Source organism: uncultured Kordia sp. (assembly GCF_947489565.1).
Lineage (GTDB): Bacteria > Bacteroidota > Bacteroidia > Flavobacteriales > Flavobacteriaceae > Kordia.
The window spans coordinates 1-25,519 of record NZ_CANLEA010000027.1 but is presented as its reverse complement, the minus strand read 5'-3'; the positions used below and the strand labels follow the sequence as shown (position 1 = coordinate 25,519).

The 25,519-nt window shown below is 33.3% G+C and carries 23 protein-coding genes; 14 read left to right on the top strand and 9 right to left on the bottom strand.

Features of this window, described 5'->3' with window-relative positions; all coding sequences use genetic code 11:
* Nucleotides 1-24: 24 nt before the first annotated feature.
* From Q0845_RS24930 to Q0845_RS24915, 4 genes are all read right to left on the bottom strand, one after another.
* On the bottom strand, nucleotides 25-804 hold the full coding sequence (locus tag Q0845_RS24930) for a (Fe-S)-binding protein (protein ID WP_298519807.1): 780 nt from the start codon (nucleotides 802-804) through the stop codon (nucleotides 25-27).
* Nucleotides 805-836: 32 nt separating this feature from the next.
* On the bottom strand, nucleotides 837-2,150 hold the full coding sequence (locus Q0845_RS24925; protein ID WP_298519804.1) for a 4Fe-4S dicluster domain-containing protein: 1,314 nt from the start codon (nucleotides 2,148-2,150) through the stop codon (nucleotides 837-839).
* Between the two features lie 27 nt (nucleotides 2,151-2,177).
* Nucleotides 2,178-3,140 (bottom strand): MlaD family protein, encoded by a 963-nt coding sequence (locus Q0845_RS24920; protein ID WP_298519801.1) that lies wholly within the window; start codon nucleotides 3,138-3,140, stop codon nucleotides 2,178-2,180.
* Nucleotides 3,141-3,206: 66 nt separating this feature from the next.
* Nucleotides 3,207-4,292: an N-acetylmuramoyl-L-alanine amidase gene (locus Q0845_RS24915; protein WP_298519798.1), complete on the bottom strand. Its 1,086-nt coding sequence runs from the start codon at nucleotides 4,290-4,292 to the stop codon at nucleotides 3,207-3,209.
* Nucleotides 4,293-4,625: 333 nt separating this feature from the next.
* Here Q0845_RS24915 and Q0845_RS24910 point away from each other — a divergent pair, with 333 nt between their 5' ends.
* Nucleotides 4,626-7,301, top strand: coding sequence for a putative LPS assembly protein LptD (locus Q0845_RS24910; RefSeq protein WP_298519795.1), 2,676 nt, complete (start codon nucleotides 4,626-4,628; stop codon nucleotides 7,299-7,301).
* A 197-nt stretch (nucleotides 7,302-7,498) separates the two neighbouring features.
* The gene (locus Q0845_RS24905; RefSeq protein ID WP_298519792.1) at nucleotides 7,499-7,888 is read left to right on the top strand and encodes a RidA family protein; all 390 of its coding nucleotides are present in this window, start codon (nucleotides 7,499-7,501) and stop codon (nucleotides 7,886-7,888) included.
* 75 nt (nucleotides 7,889-7,963) lie between these two features.
* Here Q0845_RS24905 and Q0845_RS24900 read toward each other — a convergent pair whose 3' ends face one another.
* From Q0845_RS24900 to Q0845_RS24880, 5 genes are all read right to left on the bottom strand, one after another.
* Nucleotides 7,964-8,656 carry a hypothetical protein gene (locus Q0845_RS24900; protein ID WP_298519789.1) on the bottom strand — a complete coding sequence of 231 codons (693 nt, stop codon included), beginning with the start codon at nucleotides 8,654-8,656 and terminating at the stop codon, nucleotides 7,964-7,966.
* 268 nt (nucleotides 8,657-8,924) lie between these two features.
* The gene (locus tag Q0845_RS24895; protein WP_298519786.1) at nucleotides 8,925-9,596 is read right to left on the bottom strand and encodes a response regulator transcription factor; all 672 of its coding nucleotides are present in this window, start codon (nucleotides 9,594-9,596) and stop codon (nucleotides 8,925-8,927) included.
* A gap of 19 nt (nucleotides 9,597-9,615) precedes the next feature.
* Nucleotides 9,616-10,404: an ATP-binding protein gene (locus tag Q0845_RS24890; protein ID WP_298519783.1), complete on the bottom strand. Its 789-nt coding sequence runs from the start codon at nucleotides 10,402-10,404 to the stop codon at nucleotides 9,616-9,618.
* Nucleotides 10,383-11,030 (bottom strand): hypothetical protein, encoded by a 648-nt coding sequence (locus Q0845_RS24885; protein WP_298519780.1) that lies wholly within the window; start codon nucleotides 11,028-11,030, stop codon nucleotides 10,383-10,385. The genes Q0845_RS24890 and Q0845_RS24885 overlap by 22 nt, the downstream gene beginning before the upstream one ends.
* Nucleotides 11,031-11,048: 18 nt before the next feature.
* Nucleotides 11,049-11,708, bottom strand: coding sequence for a hypothetical protein (locus Q0845_RS24880; RefSeq protein WP_298519777.1), 660 nt, complete (start codon nucleotides 11,706-11,708; stop codon nucleotides 11,049-11,051).
* A 195-nt stretch (nucleotides 11,709-11,903) separates the two neighbouring features.
* Here Q0845_RS24880 and Q0845_RS24875 point away from each other — a divergent pair, with 195 nt between their 5' ends.
* From Q0845_RS24875 to Q0845_RS24820, 12 genes are all read left to right on the top strand, one after another.
* The gene (locus tag Q0845_RS24875) at nucleotides 11,904-12,143 is read left to right on the top strand and encodes a hypothetical protein (protein WP_298519775.1); all 240 of its coding nucleotides are present in this window, start codon (nucleotides 11,904-11,906) and stop codon (nucleotides 12,141-12,143) included.
* A 382-nt stretch (nucleotides 12,144-12,525) separates the two neighbouring features.
* Nucleotides 12,526-13,047, top strand: a complete 522-nt coding sequence (locus Q0845_RS24870; RefSeq protein WP_298519772.1) for a hypothetical protein — start codon at nucleotides 12,526-12,528, stop codon at nucleotides 13,045-13,047.
* Nucleotides 13,048-13,322: 275 nt separating this feature from the next.
* A complete protein-coding gene (locus Q0845_RS24865; RefSeq protein WP_298519769.1) occupies nucleotides 13,323-15,656 on the top strand; it encodes a penicillin acylase family protein in 2,334 nt (777 codons plus the stop codon).
* 65 nt (nucleotides 15,657-15,721) lie between these two features.
* A complete protein-coding gene (locus Q0845_RS24860) occupies nucleotides 15,722-17,101 on the top strand; it encodes an aldehyde dehydrogenase (RefSeq protein WP_298519766.1) in 1,380 nt (459 codons plus the stop codon).
* A gap of 43 nt (nucleotides 17,102-17,144) precedes the next feature.
* Nucleotides 17,145-18,815 (top strand): tetratricopeptide repeat protein, encoded by a 1,671-nt coding sequence (locus Q0845_RS24855; protein WP_298519763.1) that lies wholly within the window; start codon nucleotides 17,145-17,147, stop codon nucleotides 18,813-18,815.
* Nucleotides 18,816-18,947: 132 nt separating this feature from the next.
* Complete coding sequence (locus tag Q0845_RS24850; protein WP_298519760.1) at nucleotides 18,948-19,130, top strand: hypothetical protein; 183 nt, start codon at nucleotides 18,948-18,950, stop codon at nucleotides 19,128-19,130.
* A gap of 134 nt (nucleotides 19,131-19,264) precedes the next feature.
* Nucleotides 19,265-19,567: a hypothetical protein gene (locus Q0845_RS24845; RefSeq protein WP_298519755.1), complete on the top strand. Its 303-nt coding sequence runs from the start codon at nucleotides 19,265-19,267 to the stop codon at nucleotides 19,565-19,567.
* Nucleotides 19,568-19,771: 204 nt separating this feature from the next.
* Nucleotides 19,772-21,538 carry an AraC family transcriptional regulator gene (locus tag Q0845_RS24840; RefSeq protein ID WP_298519753.1) on the top strand — a complete coding sequence of 589 codons (1,767 nt, stop codon included), beginning with the start codon at nucleotides 19,772-19,774 and terminating at the stop codon, nucleotides 21,536-21,538.
* Nucleotides 21,539-21,655: 117 nt separating this feature from the next.
* Nucleotides 21,656-21,838 carry a hypothetical protein gene (locus Q0845_RS24835; protein WP_298519750.1) on the top strand — a complete coding sequence of 61 codons (183 nt, stop codon included), beginning with the start codon at nucleotides 21,656-21,658 and terminating at the stop codon, nucleotides 21,836-21,838.
* Between the two features lie 506 nt (nucleotides 21,839-22,344).
* Nucleotides 22,345-22,617: a hypothetical protein gene (locus Q0845_RS24830; protein WP_298519748.1), complete on the top strand. Its 273-nt coding sequence runs from the start codon at nucleotides 22,345-22,347 to the stop codon at nucleotides 22,615-22,617.
* A gap of 110 nt (nucleotides 22,618-22,727) precedes the next feature.
* A complete protein-coding gene (locus tag Q0845_RS24825; protein WP_298519745.1) occupies nucleotides 22,728-23,462 on the top strand; it encodes a nitroreductase family protein in 735 nt (244 codons plus the stop codon).
* An 88-nt stretch (nucleotides 23,463-23,550) separates the two neighbouring features.
* Nucleotides 23,551-24,381 carry a carcinine hydrolase/isopenicillin-N N-acyltransferase family protein gene (locus tag Q0845_RS24820; protein WP_298519742.1) on the top strand — a complete coding sequence of 277 codons (831 nt, stop codon included), beginning with the start codon at nucleotides 23,551-23,553 and terminating at the stop codon, nucleotides 24,379-24,381.
* The last annotated feature ends 1,138 nt before the right edge of the window (nucleotides 24,382-25,519 follow it).

The window sequence follows — 25,519 nt, the reverse complement described above, 5'->3', positions numbered from 1 at the left end:
ACTTCTAACTATTTTTGAGAGATATTATAAATTTTGTGCATTTGCAATAAGCTCAGCTATATCTTGCACAATAATACTATCTTCTTTTTCTTTACTTTTAATTCCATCGGTCATCATAGTATTACAATATGGACAACCTGTAGCAATAATTTCCGGATTTGTTTTTAAAGCATCTTCCGTACGTAATACATTGATGTCTTTATCTCCTTTTTCAGGTTCTTTAAACATTTGTGCGCCTCCTGCTCCACAACAAAGTGCTGTTGCTTTGTGGCGTTTCATTTCTACTAAGTTTGCATTTAAAATGTTTAATACTTCACGAGGTGCATCGTATACTTTATTCGCTCTTCCTAAGTAACATGGATCATGAAATGTAATACGCTTTCCTTTATAAGCATCTCCTACACTTTCGATACGTCCGCTATCTATAAGTTCTTTTATGAATTGTGTATGATGTACTACTTCGTAGTTTCCTCCCAAAGAAGGATATTCATTTTTTAGACAGTTATAAGAATGTGGATCGCAAGTAACAATGCGTTTTACTTCATACGCATTAAGCACTTCAATATTCATCATCGCTTGCATTTGAAATAAGAATTCATTTCCTGCGCGCTTTGCTACATCTCCAGTACAGCTTTCTTCAGGTCCTAAAACCGCAAAATCTACATTTGCTTTATTTAAAATCTTTACAAAAGCTTTGGTAATCTTTTTGGCTCTATCATCATAACTTCCAGCAGAACCTACCCAAAATAATATTTCAGGTTGTTTACCTTCTGCCATAAGTTGTTCCATTGTTGGTACTTTCATGTCTTTATTTTTTTTGTAGATTTTGTATTGTTTTAGTCTTCGTTTGCCCAGTTGAGCCTATCCATTTGATTGTATGGCCACGGCGCTCCATTGTTTTCAATATTACTCATCATATTGTTCAATTCCATTGGCGCTGCACTTTGTTCCATAACTAAGTAACGACGCATTTCTATGATGATTGACAACGGATCAATGTTTACAGGACACGCTTCTACACAAGCATTACAAGAAGTACATGCCCACAATTCTTCTGTAGTGATATAATCGTTTAGTAAAGATTTGCCATCATCGACAAACTTTCCTTTGTTAGCATCTATGTTTTTACCAACTTCTTCCAAACGATCTCTTGTATCCATCATAATTTTACGAGGAGACAATTTTTTTCCTGTCAAGTTCGCTGGACATTCACTCGTACAACGACCACATTCGGTACAGGTGTATGAGTTCATTAATTGAACCCAGTTTAAATCCATTACATCAGAAGCTCCAAACTTTTCTGGTTCGCCTTCGTCTTCTCCTTCCGCTGGAGCGGCAAACGGATCAGCATTTGGGTCCATCATTAGTTTTACTTCTTTGGTAACATTAGGATCGTTTGTAAATTGTCCTTTAGGATTTAAGTTTGCATACCACGTATTTGGGAAAGCCAATAGGATATGTAAGTGCTTTGAATAGTATAGGTAGTTTAAGAATATTAAAATTCCTGTAATGTGAATCCACCACGTAGCTCTTTCTACAATATGTGCTGTTTCTGGAGCGCCTTCAAATAAAGGTGCTATGTATTGACTGATTACGTTTCCGTGTCCTGCATGTTGAAAGTGAAGATCGGAAGCATTCATCACCAAAAATAAGGTCATTAAAACCACTTCAAAGTACAGAATGATATTTCCATCACTTTTTGGCCAACCTTTCATTTCTGAACTTAAAAATCGTTTTAGCTTGATGATGTTTCTACGAATCCAAAATACAATTACAGCTACTAAAACAGCTACGGCTAGTATTTCAAAACTTCCAATAAGGAAACCATACACACTGTCTGGCAATACTTTTGTAAAGATTCGGTGTTCTCCTGTAAGTCCGTCAATAACGATTTCGAGTACTTCTATATTTATAATGATAAATCCTAGATAGACTATAATATGTAAGAATCCTGCAATTGGTCGGCGTACCATTTTTGATTGCCCTAACGCAATCATCGCCATATTTTTCCAGCGCTCAGATTTATTATCGGTTCGATCAATATCTTTTCCTAGCTTTATATTTCTAGTAAGTTTTCTAACATTTTTAACAAAATAGCCTATACCCGCCACTAAGAGTATGGCAAATAGAATATTAGGAATGTACTGCATGGGTAGTAAATCTTTTATGGGTTATGCTTAGTTTTTCTTTTCTTCGTTATCTTCTTCTTTCGGTTTCGTGTATTGTTTTGGACGTTTTCCAAACAATGAGAAATGTACGTATCGTTTCGGATTCAACTTCATGTCTTCAAGCAATTGCTCCATTTGTGAAGACATGCCAGTTAGATTGTTATATAATTCATCGTCTTTTAAAAGCTTCCCTACAGAACCTTCTCCTTTTTCAATACCAGCAACGATATCGTTAAATCCTTGCACTGTAGTTTCTAACTTTTTCACCGTTTTGTTGAATTCAATTTTAGCTAGCGAATCTGATATTTTAGAGAAGTTGGTGGTAATCGTATTTACATTGGTTAATGCACTGTCTAACTTTTGCTTATTGGTTTCAAGAATACTATTAAACGTTCCGGATGCTTTTTTGAAGTTTGCCGCAGTCGCATTTAATTCTTTGATCGTGTTTTTGATATTCTTTCTTGATTCTGCATCCAAAATTTTATTGACTGCCGTTAACAAAGAATCTGCATTCACCATCATATTCTCCATTTTAGCTTGTAATGGTGTTAGTTGGTTTTTAAAAGCATCAACCATTCCTAAACGTATTTCTGTTTTGAGTGTATCACCCGAAACTGCCATCGCCGCACCATCATGCTTTAACATGATTGCTAAAGATTTTCCACCGATAAAACCATTTTCCTGTAATTGAACTGTGCTGTTCTTTGAAAACTGGAAATCGTTGTCTAACGCTAAGGTTACTATTGATTTTCCTGAAGGTTGTAATTTAATGTCTTGTACTTTACCGACTTGATATCCATTGATCATTACTTTTGTTGCTGGAACTAAACCGCCAACATCGCTATATTCTGCATAAAACATTCTGTCGTCAGAAAACACAGATTTTGACATTAAGTAACTAATTCCGAAGTATAATAGTACTAGCGCGGTAATTGCTAGTAGTGCTGTTTTAATTTCTCTAGATATTTTCAATTTTTGGGAATTTGTGAACTTCACAAAATTAGCTATTTTTTTGCTAAGAATACGTCTAATTTAGTATTAGTTCAATACATCACGTAAAGGTACTTTTTTTCCTTTTTTGAAAGCTACTACGTAACAATCTTTGTATCCTTTCTTTTTGGCAAATGCCTTCATGCGCTTTATTGCCTCATAATCAGATGTTTTTCCGTAAAAATAACGGTAAATTCCTCCCGATTTTTCTCTAGAAATATCATCGAGTCCTTTAAAATTATATGACTTTGTCGCTATTTTTTTTGAACTCGCAGACAATTGTACTTTAAAAGTTACACCTTTAATTACTCTTGAAGGCGCATCTTCTTCTACGACAATTGGTTCATCATCAATAACTACTGGATCATCCGTAAAGCTAGTTTTTGAATGTAGTTCAATATATTTTTTCACCGCATTATATAAAGATTGCGTCATGATTTTCTTTCCCTTTTTAGAGTTTAAGAAATCTTCTTCTTTTTTATGTGTCAAAAAACCTAACTCCACTAAAACGCTTGGCATATATGTTTTTGAAAGTACCCAAAAACCTGCTTGTTTTACACCTCTATCTTTACGTTTTGCCGTTACTTTGAATTCTTTTTGAATGTAGGAAGCAATTTCAATACTTTGATCTAAGTATTCTTCTTGCAGAATAATTAAACTAATTAAAGATTCTGGAGAATTTGGATTGAAGCCTTCGTATACTTCTTCATAATTATCTTCCAGAAAGATTACGGAGTTTTCACGTTTGGCGACTTCTAAATTTGCTTTATTCTTACTCAAACCAAGTACAAAGGTTTCAGAACCATAAGCAGTTCCTTTTTTTCCAGGTTGTGCATTACAGTGAATGGAAATAAATAAATCGGCTTTTTTCCTATTGGTCAGTACGGCTCGCTGACTCAATGTTGGATACGTATCTTTGGTACGTGTGTAAATCACTTTTACATTTGGAATTTTTGCTAACTTTTTTCCCAAAGCAAGTGATACATCCAAAGCGATATCTTTTTCTGTAGTTTTGTAACGTTTCGTTCCTGGCGTTCCTGTATCGCGTCCGCCATGTCCTGGATCAATCATTACTACAAACTCTTTTCGTTTCTTCGTTGGTTCCTCTTCTACATTTTCATTTGCTACAACCATAAAAGTTGATGACAAAAAAAGAATGAATATTAAAAAATATCTATGCATAAATTTGATTTATATTCGTTTACTATGATAATAATGCGTTAAGTGCTTTCCTTATTGTGTTAATTATAATTAAAATATCATAAATGTATGATAAAAATACACGACTAGGTTTGGCACTTCAAATATTGAGCCATACTTTTACGGCTTTCGTATGATAAACGAAAATATAAAAGTTAGTTGATTATTCATAAAAGAAACCTTTCTTTTGTGTATTATAAAGAATATTGGATTAGACCATTGCAGACAAAGAGATTTTATATAGGTATACAGCTCATATTATTATTGATGAGTTTCTTTGCTTTTTCACAAGAACTCCCTGAGAGAAAGAAGCTTCCTTTTAAACCTGAAAAAGGAAAGGAACAGGAAACCGATACCGTAAAAGTAAATGTGAATGACGCCCTTAAAATTGGGACGCGTAAAGTAAGAGATACCGTTAAAAACGATTCTATTAAGAATGACTCTTTACCTGCAAAACAACCTGCACTACTCGATCAAGTTAAGTATAAATCAAAGGATTATGTAAAAATTAGTCAACGTAAAAAAGAAATTCTTTTATACGATGAAGCAGAAATTTACTATCAAGATACAGAGCTAAAATCTGGAATTATCATTTTAAATTATGAAAAGAATGAAGTGTATGCTGGACGTTTAAAAGATACTGCCGGCGTATATTCACAATCTCCATATTTTAAGCAAGCAGATAATGTTGTTGAACCCGATTCTATTCGTTTCAATTTTGATACCGAAAAAGCATTGATTTGGAATTCGAGAACAGAACAAAATGGGACACAAATTTTTGGAGAGTTGACTAAGAAGGAGAATGACTCCGTAATTTTTATCAAAAATGCCAAGTTTACTACTTCGAAAGATATTGACAATCCTGAATATTATTTCTTGGCGCGAAAAATTAAACTCGTTCCGAATAAAAAGATTGTTTCTGGTGTTACCAATATGTATATCGCCGATGTACCAACTCCAATTGGATTTCCTTTTGCCTATTTTCCGCTGACAGACGATAGAGCTTCTGGATTTATTTTTCCAACCTTTGGAGAAAACAGCAGTCGTGGTTATTTCTTCCAAAATGGTGGATATTACTTTGCCGTCAGTGATTATTTTGATTTGGCACTCTTGGGTGATTATTATACGAATGGAAGTTATGCCTTTCGGGTTGAATCAAATTATGCTCTTCGATATCGCTTCCGCGGAAATTTAAGCATGCGATTTGAAGCCGTGATTAACAGTCAGCGTGGTTTTCCAGATTATAGCAAGTCAAATATTTATAATATTCGATGGTCACACAATCAAGATGCAAAAGCCAATCCAAATTCAAGATTCTCTGCGTCGGTAAACTTAGGTAGTAGTTCGTTTTATCAGGCTTCTATCAACCAGTTAAACACACCAAATTTCTTGAATAACACTTTGAATTCATCGGTTTCCTATTCAAAGACATTTCCGTCATATCCATCGGTGAATGTTTCCTTAACGGCGACACATTCTCAAAATACCAATACGGAAAGTATCAATCTTACATTACCAACATTACAAGCTAGTGTAGAACGTATCTATCCGTTTGCTCCAAAAGAAGGTGCTAAGAAAGGAATTTTAAAAAATATCAACTTCCAATATAATTTACGTGGAGAAAACAGAATCAATACTACTGATTCCGTATTCTTTACCAAAGAAATGTTTAACGATGCTAAAGTTGGTGTCCGACACAGCATTCCTGTGAATACAAACTTTAAGGTATTCAATTATATTAGTGTGAGTTTGGGTGGAAATTATGATGAAGTATGGACTTTACAGACTTCAGACCGTTCAGATGCTACTATAGATCAAGTTACAGGCGAACAAATTGCTTCTGTAAAAGATACTATCAACGGATTTGATTCTTTTAGAACGTATAATTTTAGTGCCAGTGTTGGTACTACCCTTTACGGTACATTTGATCGTGGAAAGGATCGAAAAATTCAGGCCATTCGCCATACCTTACGACCTTCTATTAGTTATAGTTACAATCCTGCATTCAATCAATATTACGACGAATATATTATTGATGCTGATAATAATACGGTGCAAGAATATACACGTTTTGAAGATGGACTTTTTGGATCGCCAAGTAGAACTTTTTCTAGTGCCATTGGAATCAACCTTGCCAATACGGTAGAAGCGAAAATTAGACCAAAAGATTCCACACAAACAGAAGCCAAAAAGGTCATGCTATTGAACAGTTTGAACTTTTCTACCAGCTATAATATTGCTGCAGATTCCTTAGCTTGGTCGCCTGTTCGAGTTTCTGGTAGCACACAGTTATTCAACAATAAATTGAATGTTAACTTTGGTGCTAATTTAGATCCGTATGCAATTGACAATCAAGGAACTCGTATCGATAAATTCAATATTGACAATGGCGGAAGCTTATTCCGATTGACAAGTGCCAATTTGAACTTTAATTATTCGTTTTCAAGCAAAAGCTTAGAAGGAAAGGGCGATTCTGGAGTGGATAATACGCGTAGTGGTGGACGTGATGATGACTTGTTTGGACGTGCACAAGATTTTAGTGATCGACAGACTTTTGGAGACGACGACGATGATGACGAAGAAAAAGAAGATGTAGAAGCCTATCGAGCCAAGATTCCTTGGGATTTACGAGTCGCCTACACAGTTACATATCTCAACAGCAATCGACAGGATGAAATTTCCAATAACTCATTGATGTTTTCTGGTAACGTAGAACTGACGCCGCAATGGAAAGTTGGAGTTTCTTCGGGTTACGATTTTAAAAACAAAGGATTTACCTTTACACAAATGCGTTTTGAACGTGATTTAAAGAGTTGGCGAATCAACTTTAACTGGGTTCCGTTTAGTTCGCGTGCTTCTTGGTATTTCTTTATTGGAATTAAAGCATCCATCTTACGTGATGTGAAGTGGGAACAACGAAGTGAACCGGATAGACGTCTGTAGACTTCTCTTAGATTTTTAGACTAACTTAGACCTTTAGACTTTCTTGTTGTTATACTCATTTTGAATTCTTGAATAAAAACCTATCTGTTACATTTACTTTTAGAAACTTAAATTTTATATTTATAGCAAAATTCATATCAATATTCAAGACAGATGCTAAGATGTCTAACAATCTAACTTATCTAATAGTCTAAAAAATGGCAAAACAAATCATAAAAACACCAAATGCACCTGCTCCTATTGGTCCGTACAATCAAGCAATATTAATTAACGGTACTTTATATACTTCTGGTCAAATTGCTATTGATCTAAAAACGGGCGAACTTGTAAAAGGTTCTATTGAAGAAGAAACTACGCAGGTCATGGAAAATATGAAAGCAGTATTGGCTGCGGCAAATATGACTTTTGAAAATGTAGTAAAAACGTCTATTTTCATTAAGAATATGAACGATTTTTCAAAGATTAATCCTGTATACGGTCAATATTTTAATGATGAAACCGCACCCGCTCGTGAAACGGTAGAAGTTGGAAACTTACCATTATATGTCAATGTTGAGATTTCTATGATTGCAGTAGTGGACGCTTAGAATATATTATTAGACAAAAAGAAGTAATCAAATTTTATTTTGAACAACTTCTTTTTGTCATTACTTCATGTTTTTTTATGAATCAGTAGTTGTAATTAACAAACTACGTAAATCACAAAAAGCATGAAATGTTTTCAACCATCCTGGATTTCCTAAAGCACTCCATCCATCATTTACATCAAAGTGAAGAGTTCTTTCATTATTACCTTTCCCCGTCAAATCAATAAATGCGCCTTGAGACATAGCTTTTGTAATTACAGTACTAGTCGAGATTTCTCTTGTAGAGAAGATCAATGCGATCTTTGTAATCGGTGTAATAACACGAGCAGAACCTGTACCAAGAATTGGAAAAGCACATAAAGGATTTCTTTCTCCATTAACCTTTTGGTTTAATCCAACTGTATACTGCATAGAATTATTATTTATAAAACTTACTGATCCTTCAATGCCTACCGTTGTATCTATTAAGTTCCCGCTTCCCTTTTCAATTTCAATTTTATTCCCCAAACTTGTATTAACTGTATTACTAGAATCAATTTTTAGGTTTGGTAATATTTGACTTGTTGAAGCATACCCTTGATAACTTTCTACCCAACTAATTACATTATTAGTTGCTAAGTTCATTTTTTGAAGTCTGAACCATACTGTTGGTGCTCCGCCACTTGCACTAGCTTTAACTGCTTTAAATCCATATAAACTGTATCCCTGTTCTTTCATAATTCTCACACTATCTTGTGATAATGTTACTGTAGTTTTAAAATCACTCATAATTTCTATTTTTAAATTGATTGTTCCTACTCATAAGGCTTTTCAGATTCCGCCTCTACCATTTGTCTTGATAAAAAGACCGTTTTTTTAAGTGAGAACTGCTTCACTATCTTTAGCTATCGATAGTGTAAAATTGCGAAGAACACCTGAGCATTTTAAGCCCAGAAAGATGGGTTTCTACATTCAGTCCAAAAAGACTATTTCATAAAAAAAGCAGGTCAAAAGACCTGCTTTACATATCATATTGAGTGAATAATAATACTAAAAACTATATAGCTTCTACAATATTGTGCTTAATAGCATACATAACCAATCCGCTAATATTTCGTGCGCCTGTTTTTTGAAGTAAGTTATTGCGATGTCCGTTGACCGTTTTGGTACTAATAAAGAGTTCATTTCCTATTTCTTCTGCGGTTTTTTGCTGGCAAATGAGTTGCAATACTTCTATTTCTCGGCGTGTTAACGCTTCATGTTTTTTCGGCGTTTTCATTTTACCGCTTAGTTTTGTTTGAATTGCATGTAGCGAGCGTTCATTGATATAAGATCCTCTTTCATATACAGCTATAATAGCATCATATACCTCTTGAGAGGAACTGTCTTTTACCAAATACCCATTTGCGCCAGCTTCAATAAGTTTCGCTATTAAATACTTGTCATCATGCGCTGAAAGTATCAAAATTTTCATTTCTGGATACTTTTCTTTTAAAACATGAACAACATGCCAACCACTGAATTCTTCATTTCCTTTATTAGGCAATGTCAAGTCTACAAGCATTACATCAGGGATTTGAGCACTTTTCTCTAAGCGTTCTAATATTGAAAAACCGTCGGGCGATTCAAAAACAAATTCCATTTCATCCCAAGCACTTATTATTGCTTTTATTCCTTGTGTAAATAGTGCTTGATCTTCTACGATTCCTAGTTTTATTGTTGTATTCATGGTAGTGTATGTTTTAGTGTTATATATTATTTTCTATAGGAAGTATGATTTTACAGTAAAAACCACCTTCTTTATTATTTCCATATTCAAATTTCCCTTCAAACGATTTTACTCTATTTTCTATACTTTGTAAACCAATTCCTTTGTGAAGAAGTTTTTCTGGAAGTCCTATCCCATCATCTGTAAACTGACAAAAAAGCTGATCTGATTTGCATAAAATACTAATATCTATAGTTGCTGCTTGTGCATGTTTTAGCGTATTATTAATCAGTTCTGAATATATGCGATATAAAGCCACTTCCAATATCCAAGATAATTCACTACAATGCTCGCTTACAGCTAAATTTGTTTCTATTTTCTGTGTAGTTGCTACTTTTCCTAAAAGGTGAACTAATGCTTTTTCCAAACCCAATTCAGCTAAATGTAAAGGCATTAATTCATGACTAATGCGTCGTGTAGCTGTCAATGTGGTTTGTAACAGTTCTCGTATTTGTCCAATTCGTTTTGCATCAAATTCTTTTTGATCTTCTATTTGTGTGAGTTGCATATATCCAATAGATAATGCCGCAGCCAACTCGTCATGTAAATCGCTTGCAATTCGTTTGCGTTCTTCTTCTTGCACACGGATTGCAGTTTGCAATAGTTCTTTTTGGTATTTATTTTTTAATGCTTCGCGTTCTAATTGTTGTCGAATGATATTTTTTTGGAATTGTTGATACATAAAAATCACGCCTAATGCGATCAAAAAAACGATGCCCACTAACGGTAGTAGAATCCCTATAAAATCTATTTCTTCTGATATTTCCATAAACCAATACTTATACAGGTGAATTGAACAATGTAAATAAACGAATGAAATAGCCAGCTAATTTGAAATTTTTCAAATGAAAAACGTGTTAGAAAATCTCCAAAGTAAAAAATCAACAATCCCGAAGCATAATAGATTAAGATTCCAGAATTAATCCATCGCAAACTAGACAGCAGTTCTCTTTTTTCGTTTCTGACTTCCTCATTGAGTAGCAGTGCAAAAAGTGATAAAGAATAAATAATTAACAATACACTTTCTACCGAAAGTGCGTACGAATTAAATGTTTTAATATCTTCCCAATACATTGAATTGAATACACTATATACCACAAACAAACTCACAATCCACCATATAATCTTACGATTTAAGAAGCTTGCATATGTTTTTTGATAAAACATAGAAAGACACACAAAACTTGTTGGCACAAAAATGTGTAGCAAATACATATTGTTTATTTTTTGAGAAGCCAGATACTGAGAACTAAACTGAACAATCACTGATAAAAACACATACCAAGAAATTACCTTCAATTCTACAGAAAACCGAAGGTAATTTCTAGCTACTAGCAAGAGTGCTATTAAAAGTGGGATTTTATTGATATAGGAAATTACAATTTGATGATCCATTTAATAAATTATCTTTTTTCATTTTCTATGTAAAGGCTTTAATTTTGGGTTAAATAATCTTGAACTTTCATCACATAGTTTTGGGCATGGATCTGTTAAATCTAGAGCACACTTAACACCTTCCTTTTCTATCAAGCGATCTGTAAGAGTACAATTAACCTCCTTTCCATCTATGCATTCACATTCTTTTTTACTAGGCAATATAACTACATGTGCTTCAATCTTATTACGCTTATTTTCTTCTTGAAAATTTCTTACTGCCATATACACATTAATCCCATTAGCATTATTCGTACTATCGAGTGCCTTGTTTATTTTATCTCTACTTATGTAAAAGGATTTATATAGTCCAGGAACAAATGGTTTACTACCAGAAAGATCATAGCCGTAATACATCCTGAAATATGGCATCACAAGATCCCAAGTATCTTTATCTATGGTTTTATCAACATAACGAATTTTTCTATTGGTTTCATCAATTTGAAAACTATCTGGCAAAAAATGCAACCACATTTGATAAGCCGCAACTTCTTGTTCAGCCCTTTCAATTGATATTAATTTTGGAGTTTCACAAGTATTACTTTCTAATGAATCATCTGGTGAAAAGCTATAAATAAAAAGTGATAGCATCCCTAAGAATAAAATAAGTCCGATTGATTTTAAATAATTGTTTTTCATGATAGTCCTTTAAAGTTAGTTATTTAGATTAATTCTGATTCGAATATAAAATAAATTCCTACTTAAATTTCGTTACTCACTATAAAACAGATATATAGAACTATGCATTTTTTAAAACCAGACAGAAAGACCTAGTTTCTATATTTTATTTTATGACTAAAAAAGTTTAAAATATAGCGTATACCAACTGGAAAAATGGTAGCCGCTGCTACAAAAACAAAAAATACATTGAAAGCTGGTGAGACTTTAAAAGCGAATGAAATTTTAGTATCTGTAAACAATCAATACATGTTGAGAATGCAAAAAGAAGATGGAAATCTTTGTGTGTACAAATATGTAAATGGCAAGCAAGGAGCTTTTGTATGGTGTTCTATGAAATACGGTTTCAAAAAACCAAAATTAGTAATGCAAACCGATGGAAACCTAACATTTTAGATATAATTACAGTGAAAATCCCAACTTCTCAGTTGGGATTTTTATTAATATACTACTCACAATTACGGCATGTAGGATGCTCTGTTTGTGTAATACAACTTATCTTTATACTTACACAACCACCTTTAGTAAACCTAATTGTTCCACCTTTTACAGCATTCGTGTCTTCCAGATTAGCTACATAATTCTTATTCAATTTTAGACTGTTTAAATTTCTTTTTTTCATGATTACATAATTTTAAGATTAATAGTGATCCAAAACTAACAGGTACATTCAAAGTTTAAAAGAGAAGCTATCTTCAATTTATAAAGAAGTTCTATTTGATTTATAAAACAAACAACATAAAAAAATAGTAGTTTTAGACAAAACATTTAGTACCACATGAAAGTAAGCACCAAGTTCTCTCCTATTACTCAAAAAGATATTGAAGAGATTACCACGCAATTGAAAGGAATTCTTTCCGACGATGATATCAATGATATTAAAACCTATATCAAACCTTACGAAACGTTTAGCAATGAACAACTTGATGACATTTTCTTACTCGTGAAAGTTACCATACAAGGAAACGGAAAAGTGATTAATTTAAAACCTACATGTTCTGTTGATCAAGAAGATTGGCATGTGTATGAAGATGAACCAGATATTAGAATTGATCCTATATCTATTCCGTTTAAAACGGTATTTCCACAAATGCCAATAGAAGTTTCTGGAACAACCAGCTTTTTTGCAGTAGTAGAAGCCGAAGGAAATATTTGGGATTCTTGCAAAGACTTACCAAGTTGGATTTGGGACGAGCAAAAATTCGACTTCGCACTTTGGTTTACCGCAACTACAGAAGATGGAAAAACGTATGAAGGAAATTCATTTGGCGATTATGCACAGCAATTGATTGTATTTTAAACATAAAAAATCGCATCTATTTTGAAGAAAAGAACTATGGATTCATCTTGTGAAAAAGTAATTTTCTTAGAAATTATATTTATGTAATTGCAGTTATCATAACCGAAACATTGTACACTTGAAAATTCTAAATCACATGGAATTAAGAACGGAATACCATCATGTTTTTCACAAAAATCTTGCTCTTGGGTTATTAGTAGCTCATAAACTGTCAATCGTAGAATAAAAAACCTACTCTTAACATTTTTTCGTAGTTTTAAACAAAACTTTAACCAGTGAAAAAAGCTGCGAAAATCATCGGAATTGTATTGCTTGTTATTCTTATCGTAGGATACATTTTCTATAGAACCTTACTTCCAACCTATGATGGAAGTTTTGATATAGACAACCTAAAAGAAGAAGTTACCGTTCATTATGACACTTACGGAATTCCACACATTTATGCTCAAAATGAAGCAGATGCGTTTACAGCTTTAGGCTTTGTACATGCGCAAGATCGTTTGTGGCAAATGGAATTGATGCGCAGAATTGCACCCGCAAGATTATCGGAAGTGTTTGGAGAAACTACTGTAGATACAGATCGTTTTTTTGCTGCTACTGGCATCAATGAAGCTTCTGAAGCAACGGTACAAGCTTTAGATAAAAACACGAAAAGTTATCAATTAGCACAAGCATATATTAACGGAATCAATCAATTTGTAGAACAAGGCGCTACACCGATTGAATTCTACTTAACAGGAATTGACAAAACAGAATTTACAGTAAAAGACATTCATAACATTTTTGGCTATATGGCGTTTAGTTTTGCCATGGCTCATAAAACCGATCCTTTACTGACGAGCATTCAGCAAAAATTAGGAAACGACTATTTAGCCGATTTAGGTTTGCATATAGATCCTAATACAACACTCATACAAAATTATCCTGCGAAAGACACTGCAAAAGTCAAAAACACCATGATTACCGCAGTTGATAAAGCATTACAACCGTTGCCAATTCCACAATTTATTGGCAGTAATAGTTGGGTATTAGCACCACAAAAAACGGCTTCAGGAAAAGTACTTTTTGCCAATGATCCGCATATTGGATTTGCACAGCCTTCAGTATGGTATGAAGCACATGTACATACACCAACGTATGAAATATATGGATATCATTTGGCTGGAGTTGCATTTCCACTATTAGGTCACAACCGAAAAATTGCCTACGGAATGACCATGTTTGAAAATGATGATATTGATTTTTATTGGGAAGATGAAAATGCAATTTTAGATGAAGTCACCAAAACCATCAAAGTAAAAGATGCGGACGATGTGACGGTTACTGTAAAACGCACAAAACATGGTCCTGTACTAAATGGAATTGCTGACGGAATTGACTTTGAACAAACTGTTGCCATGTCTTGGGTCTATACGCAACGACCAAATCAATTGTTAGATGCTTGCTATACGATGTCACATGCTACAAATCAAAAAGAATTTGAACAAGCCGTTAGCAAAATTCACGCGCCAGGATTGAATTTAATGTATGGTGACGCCGAAGACAATATTGGTTGGTATGCAGTTGGACAATTAATTGAACGCCCTGCACATGTGAATTCGAAATTGATTTTAGATGGTATTTCTGGAAATGACGAACCTATTCGTTTTATGGATGCTTCCGAAAACCCAAGTGCCACCAATCCGCCGTGGAATTATGTGTATTCTGCCAACAATCAACCTGATAGTATTAACGGAAGCTTATATCCAGGCTATTATTTACCTGAAAACAGAGGAAAACGTATTGTAGAGTTGATTGAAGCGAACGATAAATGGACAAAAGAAGATGTCATGAAAATGACACTTGATGTCACGTCAAAAGTACATGTAGAGACCATTCAGGAAGTACTAAAAGTGATTGCTGATGCTGAATTTTCTTCGAAAGATAAAGAAGTGATAAACGTACTCAAAAACTGGAATGGCGATAATCAATTGACAGATATTGCGCCTACGATGTACCATCGATTCATCTATCACTATTATAAAAACACTTTTGCGGATGAATTAGCGAAAGAAAGCTTTGAAATGTTGATGAAGACGCATATTTCAAAACGTTTTACTTCTCCATTACTTTTTAAAGAATCTATTTGGTACGATGATGTTTCCACTACTGAAAAAGAAACGCGAAAAGATATTTTGCTAAAATCGTTTAAAGAAGCTGTTGTGCATTTAGAAGCGCAATTTGGCGATGATGTCAATACATGGACTTGGAACAAAGTACATACCGTAGAACATCCACATCCAATTGGAAAAGTAGAAATGCTACGATCGTATTTTAATGTAGGTCCGTACGAAGTTCCCGGAACACAAGAAGTGATCAACAATTTAGGCTTTCATTACAACGAAGCTGGCACGTATGAAGTGTACTTTGGTCCTTCTACCCGACGCGTGATTGATTTTTCAGATATTGAAAACAGCATGAGTATTTTGCCAACCGGACAATCTGGAAATCCATTCAGTCAATTTTACGACGATCAAGCGGAAATGTACATTCAAGGGAAATTCAGAAAGATGTTACTCAATACCGAAGAGATTAAAAAGAACTCAGAAAACACCTTAATTCTAAACTAAAAAAGGTAAGAATTCGAAGAAGAGTATTTTTTTGATATTTTAGCAATATCAATTACCAAAAGCTTATGGAATACAACTGTCCCGAAATTGTGCAAGCACAAAAAAACTTTTTTAAAACTAGACAAACACAAGATATTGCCTATCGTAAGAAAGCCCTAAAAAAGCTTTTAAAAGAAGTCACTAAACGTGAAAATGATATTTGTGATGCCTTGTATGCTGATTTTAAGAAACCTAAGTTTGAATCTGTGCTTTCGGAGACGGGAATTATAATTTCTGAATTAAAATTAACGATTAAAAAGCTGAAATCTTGGGCACGACCAAAACGTGTTTGGCCAGCTTTATTAAATTTTCCTTCCAAAGATCGTATTTATTCTGAACCCTACGGAACTACCTTGATTATTGCACCTTGGAATTATCCGTATCAACTAGCATTAGCGCCTTTAATTGGTGCTGTTGCGGCAGGAAATACGGTCGTTTTAAAACCTTCGGAATTAACACCAAATACTTCTCGAATTTTAGAAGAGATTGTTTCAGCCGTTTTTGATGAAAATCATGTGAAGGTTGTACAAGGCGGCGTTCCTGTTTCGCAAGAATTATTAGCATTGCGTTGGGATTATATTTTCTTTACAGGAAGTGTCAATGTTGGAAAAATTGTAGCCCAAGCTGCTGCTCCACATTTAACACCTGTGACGTTGGAACTTGGCGGAAAAAACCCGTGTATTGTAGATATTCATTCTGACTTTAAATTGACCGCAAAACGTATTGTTTGGGGAAAATTTTTGAATGCAGGACAAACCTGTATTGCTCCCGATTATTTGATCGTACAAGCACAAGCAAAGTTTGACTTTGTAAAAGTATTGATTGCAGAAATTGAAGCTGCTTATGGTAAAAACCCAGAAGAATCTCCAGATTATCCGCGTATCATTAATCAAAAGAACTTTCAGCGTTTGACTGCGATGTTGGAAGATCAAAAGGTGCTTCATGGCGGAATTGTACATAAAGATGATTTATACATTGAACCAACAATTTTGGACGAACCTGCTTTGGATAGCAACGTGATGCTGGATGAAATTTTTGGACCAATTCTACCGATTCAAGTCTATTCTTCATTAGAAGACATCAATACCATCATTTCTCATTATGAAAAACCATTGGCTTTATATGTTTTTTCGAATGATAAAAAATTTGCCAAACGTATCATTAACCGTTATTCCTTTGGTGGCGGCGCTATCAATGATACGGTTACGCACTTCGTAAACCACAGAATGCCTTTTGGTGGCGTTGGCCATAGCGGAATGGGCGCGTATCATGGCAAAGGAAGTTTTGATACTTTTTCACATAAAAAATCGATCACTAACAAAAAAACGTGGTTGGATATTCCTGTACGATATGCTCCGTATAAAGGAAAGTTGAAAATATTAAAGATCTTTTTAAAGTATTTTTAGTATTTTTTGTCTTCATCATAGACAGCTTTTTTAATATACTTTCATGAAAAAAATATTCTCTTGCCTTTCTTTTCTATGCATTATAAATCTAGTGAATGCTCAAGATAATTATTTTGAGATTCCTGATAGCTTGAAACAAAAAACTGCTAAGGAATTAATTTCACGGAGTATTGAGACGCGCAATCAAAATATTGAGCATGCAATTATATATACTAAAACATTATTACAACTTGCTATCAATACTGATAATGAAGTTGTAAAACACTATGCATATTTACATACTGCACTGAATGCAAAAGTTGTCGGCGATTATGAAACTACCATACGATATGCAAAACTATGCATCAACTATTTTAAAAAGGATCCAATCTTTTTTGCTCAAGAATTTCAATCACTTACATTACTTGCAACTGCTTTAGAAGAAATAGGAAAAGACCCAGAAGCTACCACCTATTTTTTAGCTGCAAATTCCTTAGCAGAACAATCCAAAAACCCTTATTTAATTGCTACATCGACTCGAAATTTAGGGAAGATGAAACGAAAAACAGGTCGTTTTGAAGAAGCTTTAGCCGATTATAAGAAAGCAAATACGATCTCTCCTGAAAGAAAACTGTATATGGGAATTGGTGGAAGTTATTTAAAACTAAATCAACCTGATTCTGCATTGGTATATAGCAATAAAGGACTTCAAGAAGCATTAGCAGAAAAAAATATATTTCATGCAAGTTATTATTATATCGATATTGGAATTGCCTATTTTTTAAAACAAGACTACCATACATCTTTAAAAAACCTGAACGATGCTAAAGAGCTCATTCACAATGAAAAAAGATTGATTGAAGTGTATTTTTATATTGGAAATTGTTATTACCTCTTAGAACGTTATGAGGATTCTATAGATATTTTACAGCAAGCTTTACAGATTATAAAGGATAATGAAGCGCAATCAAAACTAGACTTTATACCGTATGAATACACTTCTATTTTAGAACTTTTGGCAGATAATTACCATAAAATTGACGATGATGCATCGTATGAATTGTACCGAAAAGCTTTTAAAGAAAGGCAATCTACATCGCAAAAAGAAAAGAATAGTGTCAATGATCTTATCTATACTGCTCAAATAAAGAAAGAAAAAGACCGTAATGATGCCAATAAGTTTCAATATTATAGACTCAAACAATTTACCATTGCGTTATGTATCATTTTCATCATAAGCAGTAGTTTTTTATTATATAGAGCTAAAAAAAGAAAAGCGATTTTTAATACTCTCAATGAAAAAATGCTTGCTTTAGAACGTGACAAATTAAAAAGAACTGAAGAAAAGTCAAGTCATAAAAAAGAAGTAATCATTAATAACAAAAAAACGTCTGAGATATTAGCGCGTCTGGAAAAGTTTGAAGAACAGGAATTTTATTTAGATCCGAATTGCAACTTACGCTTTGTGGCAAAGAAAGTAAAAACAAATGCTACGTATTTAACCAAAATTATACATACGCATAAAGAGAAAAAGTTTATTGACTATATCAATTACTTACGAATTACCTATACTTTAAAACGCTTAAACAACGATCTTAAATTTAGAGCGTATTCTATCAAATCCATTTCGGAAGAAGTTGGTTATAAAAGCACTGATTCTTTCACTAAGCATTTTAAAAAACATACCAAATTATATCCTTCTTATTATATTAAAACCCTCAATAAGAAAGCATAAGTTACTACCCTAATTTGTCTAGTTTAGGCTACTCATTTTTATAAAATTGCATACACTTGTGTTTGTTTAAATATATTTATAGTCCTTATGATATAAGGTTTTAAATAATTAATAATTACTAAATAACGAATCATGAAAAGACAAACTCAAAAGAAATTATCCGTGTGCAAAATCAATATCGCAAAAATTAATTCGGCCGATACTTTTCAAATTAAAGGCGGAACATTGACCGATCTTACAGGAGCAAATCACGGTTGTACAGATGGATGTCCAACACTGTTAGCAACAGAAGCTTCTTGTGGCTGCAAACTGTAAGTCTAGTTTTGTCTAATTTAGGGTACATCTCTTTTTTTTCTCATTGAAACTATGCTAATATTGTTCTCAGATCGATCTAGAAATGGGAAAGCCGACAACCATAAAAGTAGGCATCATATCAATGTATTTAAATTATGAAAAAAAAGAAAGTAACCAAATTGGCACTGAAGAAGAATACGATTTCTTCTTTTGATTCTAATACTGTAAAAGGTGGTACTTATTATACATGGGCGCCTCCATGCATCAGCAATACTGAACCGCCTGATAGTATAGAGCAATGTTCTAGATTCGGTTGTAATGGCACAGGTACAGGCACTGGACCAACTCCGTCAAATGCTTGTCCAACCAACAATACTTGTGGAAATACATGTGCAACTTGCCCTCCAGGAAGTTTAAATACTAACTGTGGTGGTGACACAACCGTAACCACTCGATAATTTAATTCAATACTATTATTGTATGAGAAGGGAATGTGTTTACATTCCCTTTTATATATTAGAATACAGTCACATCAGTTTTAGTTCAAAACATCTTATTTTTCAATTCGTTATGAAAATCATGAAATAAAAACAAGGCGCTACAGTTTTTTCTTAGGTATTTTTAGTATTTTTTGCTTTTATTAAAATTGATATTGCTAGTAAATGAAACAAGTCCTGCCATTTTTGTATTGTATCCTTTTTTCATGTTGTTCGCTTTTTGCACAAGAAGAAAATTTTCAAATTCCTGATAGTTTAGCAGACAAAACAAATCCGGAACTCAAAAAACTAGCAAAAATAGCGAGGTATCGAAATCTTACGAATGCAACTGTATATACTGAAACCTTATACAAAAGAGCTACTGAGCAACAAAATCAAATCGATGTAATAGAAAGTTTCTTCTATTTTGGACATATTGCCTTTCTTAATGGAGAATATACGCAGACCATTTCGCAAATCAATAAAGGAATTGCACTCGCTAACACAGATCAAGACAGTATTCTTCGAAAATTATATGCCGTCCGCGGAAATACCTATGAAGCATATGGTCAATACGAAGCTGCTTTAGAAGATTACGAGACCATGTTGATCATTGCCAAAAAATACAAGGATACAAAAGGAATTTTAATTGCCGAGACGAGTTTAGCAAAATTAAAAATCAACAATAAACAATATCATGAAGCTTTAAAAGCCTACCGAAATTATTATAAAATATCGAATGACAGCACACAAGTAAGTAAAAATTCGAGAGTAAGTATCATCATTGCCATGAGTGATATTTTCTTAAAAATGGAAGCATTAGATTCTGCTCGTGTGTATATCGATCTCGGATTGAAAGAGAGCAAAAAGATTGACGATAAAGATTCTGCCTGCTATTTTTATACCTACGATGGTATTTATGAATATTACAAAGGTGACATTCCAAAAGCATTAGAGAAATTTGAAAAAGCTAGGAAATTAATTTCAGTCATACAGAGCGAACAAAAATTGAATATTGAAGTATTCTATTATATGGCGCAATGTCATTTTGCTTTAAAAGATTACCAAGCTTCGATTCAGACTATAAACAAAGCGTACGAAATTATTCGGGAAGAAAATTCCAAACGAGAAGCTAATCGTGCTCAAAAAAGTGAAGAAAGCTATTATACACCATACGAACACCTGTATTTTAAAGAACTCTTGGTGCGTTGCTACGAAAAATTAGGCGATGAAAAAAATAGAGATTTATATTGGGAAGAATATTCCAAATTAGAACTAGAAAGCAACAAAAAAATATATCGCATCAATGCTTCTATATACGAATTGCTAGACAGAGAAGAACGAACCGCTTTTATAGAACGTCAAAGTAATCGGAAAGTAGCCGCAGAAACGCAAGTTGAATACTTATACTATATTTTGGGACTTTTATGTGTTATTGGACTCATTTCTTATATTCTTTACAGAAAAAAGGATCAACAAAAAGAGCTTGCTTATAAAAAATTGATTGAAAAAGTTTCTGCATTAGAAGCAAAGAGCACTCCTGAAATAATTAGCGACGATAGCACTTCTGCAAAGAAAACAGTAAGCATCACAGACGAAAAAGCGCAAGCAATTTTAAAAGGTTTGAAAAAGTTTGAAGCTCAGGAATTGTATTTGGATTCGAATTGCAGTTTGCGTTTCGTTGCCAAAAAAGTAAAAACCAACGCTACGTATTTATCAAAAATCATCAACGAGGAAAAAGAAATTAGTTTTACCGACTATATCAATAATCTTCGCATTCAATATACTTTAAAACGGTTGAAGTCTGATAGCCTTTTTAGAGCATATTCTATCAAGTCTATTTCGGAAGAAGTTGGCTATAAAAGTGCCGATTCTTTTACAAAACATTTCAAAAAGCAAACTTCGTTGTATCCTTCGTATTATATCAAGAAACTCAACCAAGAAGAAGCCTAACTACTACCCTATTTTGTTTAGATTAGGGCGCATTTCCTATGAAAAACGTAGAATCTACGGTATGTTTGGGTATTGGCTAGACTGCCATGAATATACTATCATTTTAAAAAATACATTATGAAAAAAATCACAAGCAAACAATTACGATTAAACAAAATTTCTGTTTCAAAACTAAGTTCTCTTTTAGGTGGTAATCCAACAAAGAACCCTGGATATAGCGATGATTGTCCAGAAGAAACAGATACATGTACAACTTCAAGAACAACTGTAGATCTTAATAGCAATGATAATTTTTGTTAATCATAAAAAGTATAATTTATGAAAAGAAACAGAAACTTGCGATTTAGATACCTGTACATCTTCAAGAACCACTGTCGATTTTAGTGATCAAAGAAGTGCAGATACAAATTGTTAAGTTCATTTAAGCTAAATTCGAATTCTTTTAGAACCAGAGAAGTTAATTTCTCTGGTTTTTTTGTGCGCCAAAATGAAATTAGACATCACTTCTACTATTTTAAAAACTTGCTGTTTTATGCACAAGCCCTTTTTCTTTAATTTAGGGTAATTTATTTTCTAACAAAACGTTTCTATCCTTTTATTTAAAGGTGATTCAAGAAAACTCTCCTTTTATATTGAATTTCAATTTTAACGTTAAAAAATTGAAGTCCCAATTCGTTTAATTTAGGTTTCTCTTCCTTTTTTTCCATAAAAAACACTTGTAATATTGTTCTCAAATCGAGCATTATGTGAAAAAGCCTAACACAAAAAAAAACAGGCACATTACATTAACATTTTAAACATTACTTATGAAAAAAAAGAAAATCTCAGGATTGACATTAAGAAAAAGAACGGTTTCTTCCTTAGAAGCTGCAAACCTATCAGGAGGAACAGGAACGTATGATTGCTATACATTTGCACCACCATGTGTGAGCGCTACGGAACCACCAGAAGATGAAACTTTTTTCTGTCCGCCTAATCCAACGACAGGAACAAATCCGCCACCACCGCCAAACCCAACAAACATCACGTGTGGATTTAGTTGTATTCCAACTGACTGTGGAACCAGCAATCCAAGATAGTATTTAAGATTAAATTCTTTTCATGAATATTATATTTAGGTTAAACTGAAAAAGGGAATACAGCATTGTATTCCCTTTTTTTTGTTCGTATAAGATACGTAAGTTTGTATATGACCTCAGAAAAAACAGTAACCGAAGCTATTGAATACAGACGCTCTGTCCGTGTTTTTGACAAAGACATTGAAATTGATTCCGAAAAAGTAAAAAACTGCATTAAAAACGCTGTGTTAGCGCCTACAAGCAGTAATTTACAATTATGGGAGTTTTATCATGTGACTGATCCGGCGGTTTTGAAACAATTGACAGCTGCTTGCTTGGGACAAAACGCAGCAAAAACTGCCAAACAATTGGTTGTGGTAGTCACACGAAAAGATTTGTGGAGGCAACGAGCTAAGGCTAATGTTGGATTTTATGAAAAGCTATTTGGCAATAAACCTCCAAAAGAATATTCCCGAAGAGAAAAATTTGCTATTAACTACTACAAGAAACTTATTCCAACAATTTATCCTGATTTCTTAGGAATTTATGGTTGGTTGAAATATGCTATTTTTAATTGTATCGGATTGTTTCGACCAATTTACAGACAAGTTCGTTTGAGCGATTTACGCATTGTCGCACACAAAAGTGCAGGTTTGGCAGCTCAGAATTTTATGATTAGTATGGCAGGAATTGGCTATGATACTTGTCCTATGGAAGGAAGTGATACTTTGCGTGTCAAAAAAATTCTAAAACTTCCTCGCGGGACTGAAATCAATATGGTGATTGGTTGTGGCGTTCGCAGTGAAAACGGAATTTATGGTCCGCGATTTAGAGTTCCTTTTGAAACTACTTATACCAAAGTTTAACATTCATTTAGTACAGAATCCATTTTAGATTGGCGAATTTTAGCTTGTAAATATTGTAATACAGCGTTCATAATTAATCAATCAAAAAATGAAAAAAGCAAAACTTCTTATACTTACCTTCTTGTTAGGTTTGATCATTCCCAATACAACTCTCGCCTGTTCTGTATTGTATTATGTGGACGTTAAAACTGGAAAAGTCTATGCTATAAATAGCGAAGATTACTTTTTGGATGTAAAAGCATACATTCAGATTGAACCCAAAACGAAGAAAAAATTTGCTCGTTTGTGGTATGGTTGGGACAACTTTGCACAAGGCGGTATTAATGAAAAAGGATTGTTCTTTGATGGCGCAGTAACGCCTGAACAGCAAAAAATAAAAGGATATACCAATCCTAAAAACAATTTAGGAGATAAAATTTTGGCCAAATGTGCAACCGTTGAAGAAGCCATTGCTTTTTTAGAAAAAGAGAAGATCGCTTTGGATAGAAGTCATATCATGTTTGGTGATAAAACTGGAAAAGCGGTTGTTGTAGAGTGGATTAATGGAGAAAAGAAACTCAATTGGATTCAAGATAATAAACTCATCATGACCAATTATTTACTGGCAAAACCTGAAGCTGGAAATTATCCGTGTCGTCGTCATAAAAGCATTGAAAACAGTATTGTTGAAATGGAAAAAAGCAGCGAAAACATCAATCTTTTAAAAGTTGGAAACACTATAGGTCGTGCGGTTCAGCCTGCAGCGAAAGCTTCTAATGGAAAAATGGTTGGTACACTGTATGCAACGTTTATCAACATCACTGACAACGAGTTTGTATTGTCTTATAAATTAAGTAATGAGAACATCATCAAATTAGATTTAACGAAAGAATTCGCAAAGTCTAAACGACAGAAAATCAAGTTAAAAGATAAAAAGTAAACTTCGTTAGTTGTTTTGTGTGAATATGGATTGTACGATTAGAATCCATTCTGAAATCAAAGTATTCTCGACTGCGCTCGAATTGACATTTGAAACTTTTCTGCACTTAAACTGCTAACAGTGAGCATGTCTAACAATCTAAAAGCGTCAGCGAGTCTAACAACTCAATAGTACTTCTCGATAAAGTAAGATAGTTTCTAAGAACAAAGCAATTCAGCATTTAAAATTCAATTGTCATTACTAATAAAAATTGTCACGAATACACGAATGGTTTTTCTGTTATTTTACTTTGTCTTAATGATTTTCACGAATTAGTTCGTTTCATAGTAAATTCAGGATTCAGGATTCAGGATTAAAATTCGATTGTCATTACTAATAAAAATTGTCACGAATACACGAATGGTTTTTCTGTTGTTTTACTTTGTCTTGATAATTATCACGAATTAGTTCCTTTCACAGTAAATTCAATATTCAGGATTAAAATTCAATTCTTATTACTAATAAAAAATTGTCACGAATACACAAATGGTTTTTCTGTTATTTTTCTTTGTCTTAATGATTGTCACGAATTAGTTCGTTTCATAGTAAATTCAATATTCAGGATTAAAATTCGATTGTCATTACTGAATAAAAAATTGTCACGAATACACGAATGGTTTTTCTGTTGTTTTACTTTGTCTTAATGATTTTCACGAATTAGTTCGTTTTATAGTAAATTCAATATTCAGCATTAAAATTCAATTGTCATTACTGAATAAAAAATTGTCACGAATACACGAATCGTTTTTCTGTTATTTTACTTTGTCTTATTAGTTATCATGAATTGGTTCGTTTCATAGTAAATTCAGGATTCAGGATTAAAATTCAATTCTTATTACTAATAAAAAATTGTCACGAATACACGAATGGTTTTTCTGTTGTTTTACTTTGTCTTGATAATTATCACGAATTAGTTCCTTTCACAGTAAATTCAGGATTCAGGATTAAAATTCAATTGTCATTACTAATAAAAAATTGTCACGAATACACGAATGGTTTTTCTGTTGTTTTACTTTGTCTTAATAATTATCACGAATTAGTTCCTTTCACAGTAAATTCAGGATTCAGGATTAAAATTCAATTGTCATTACTAATAAAA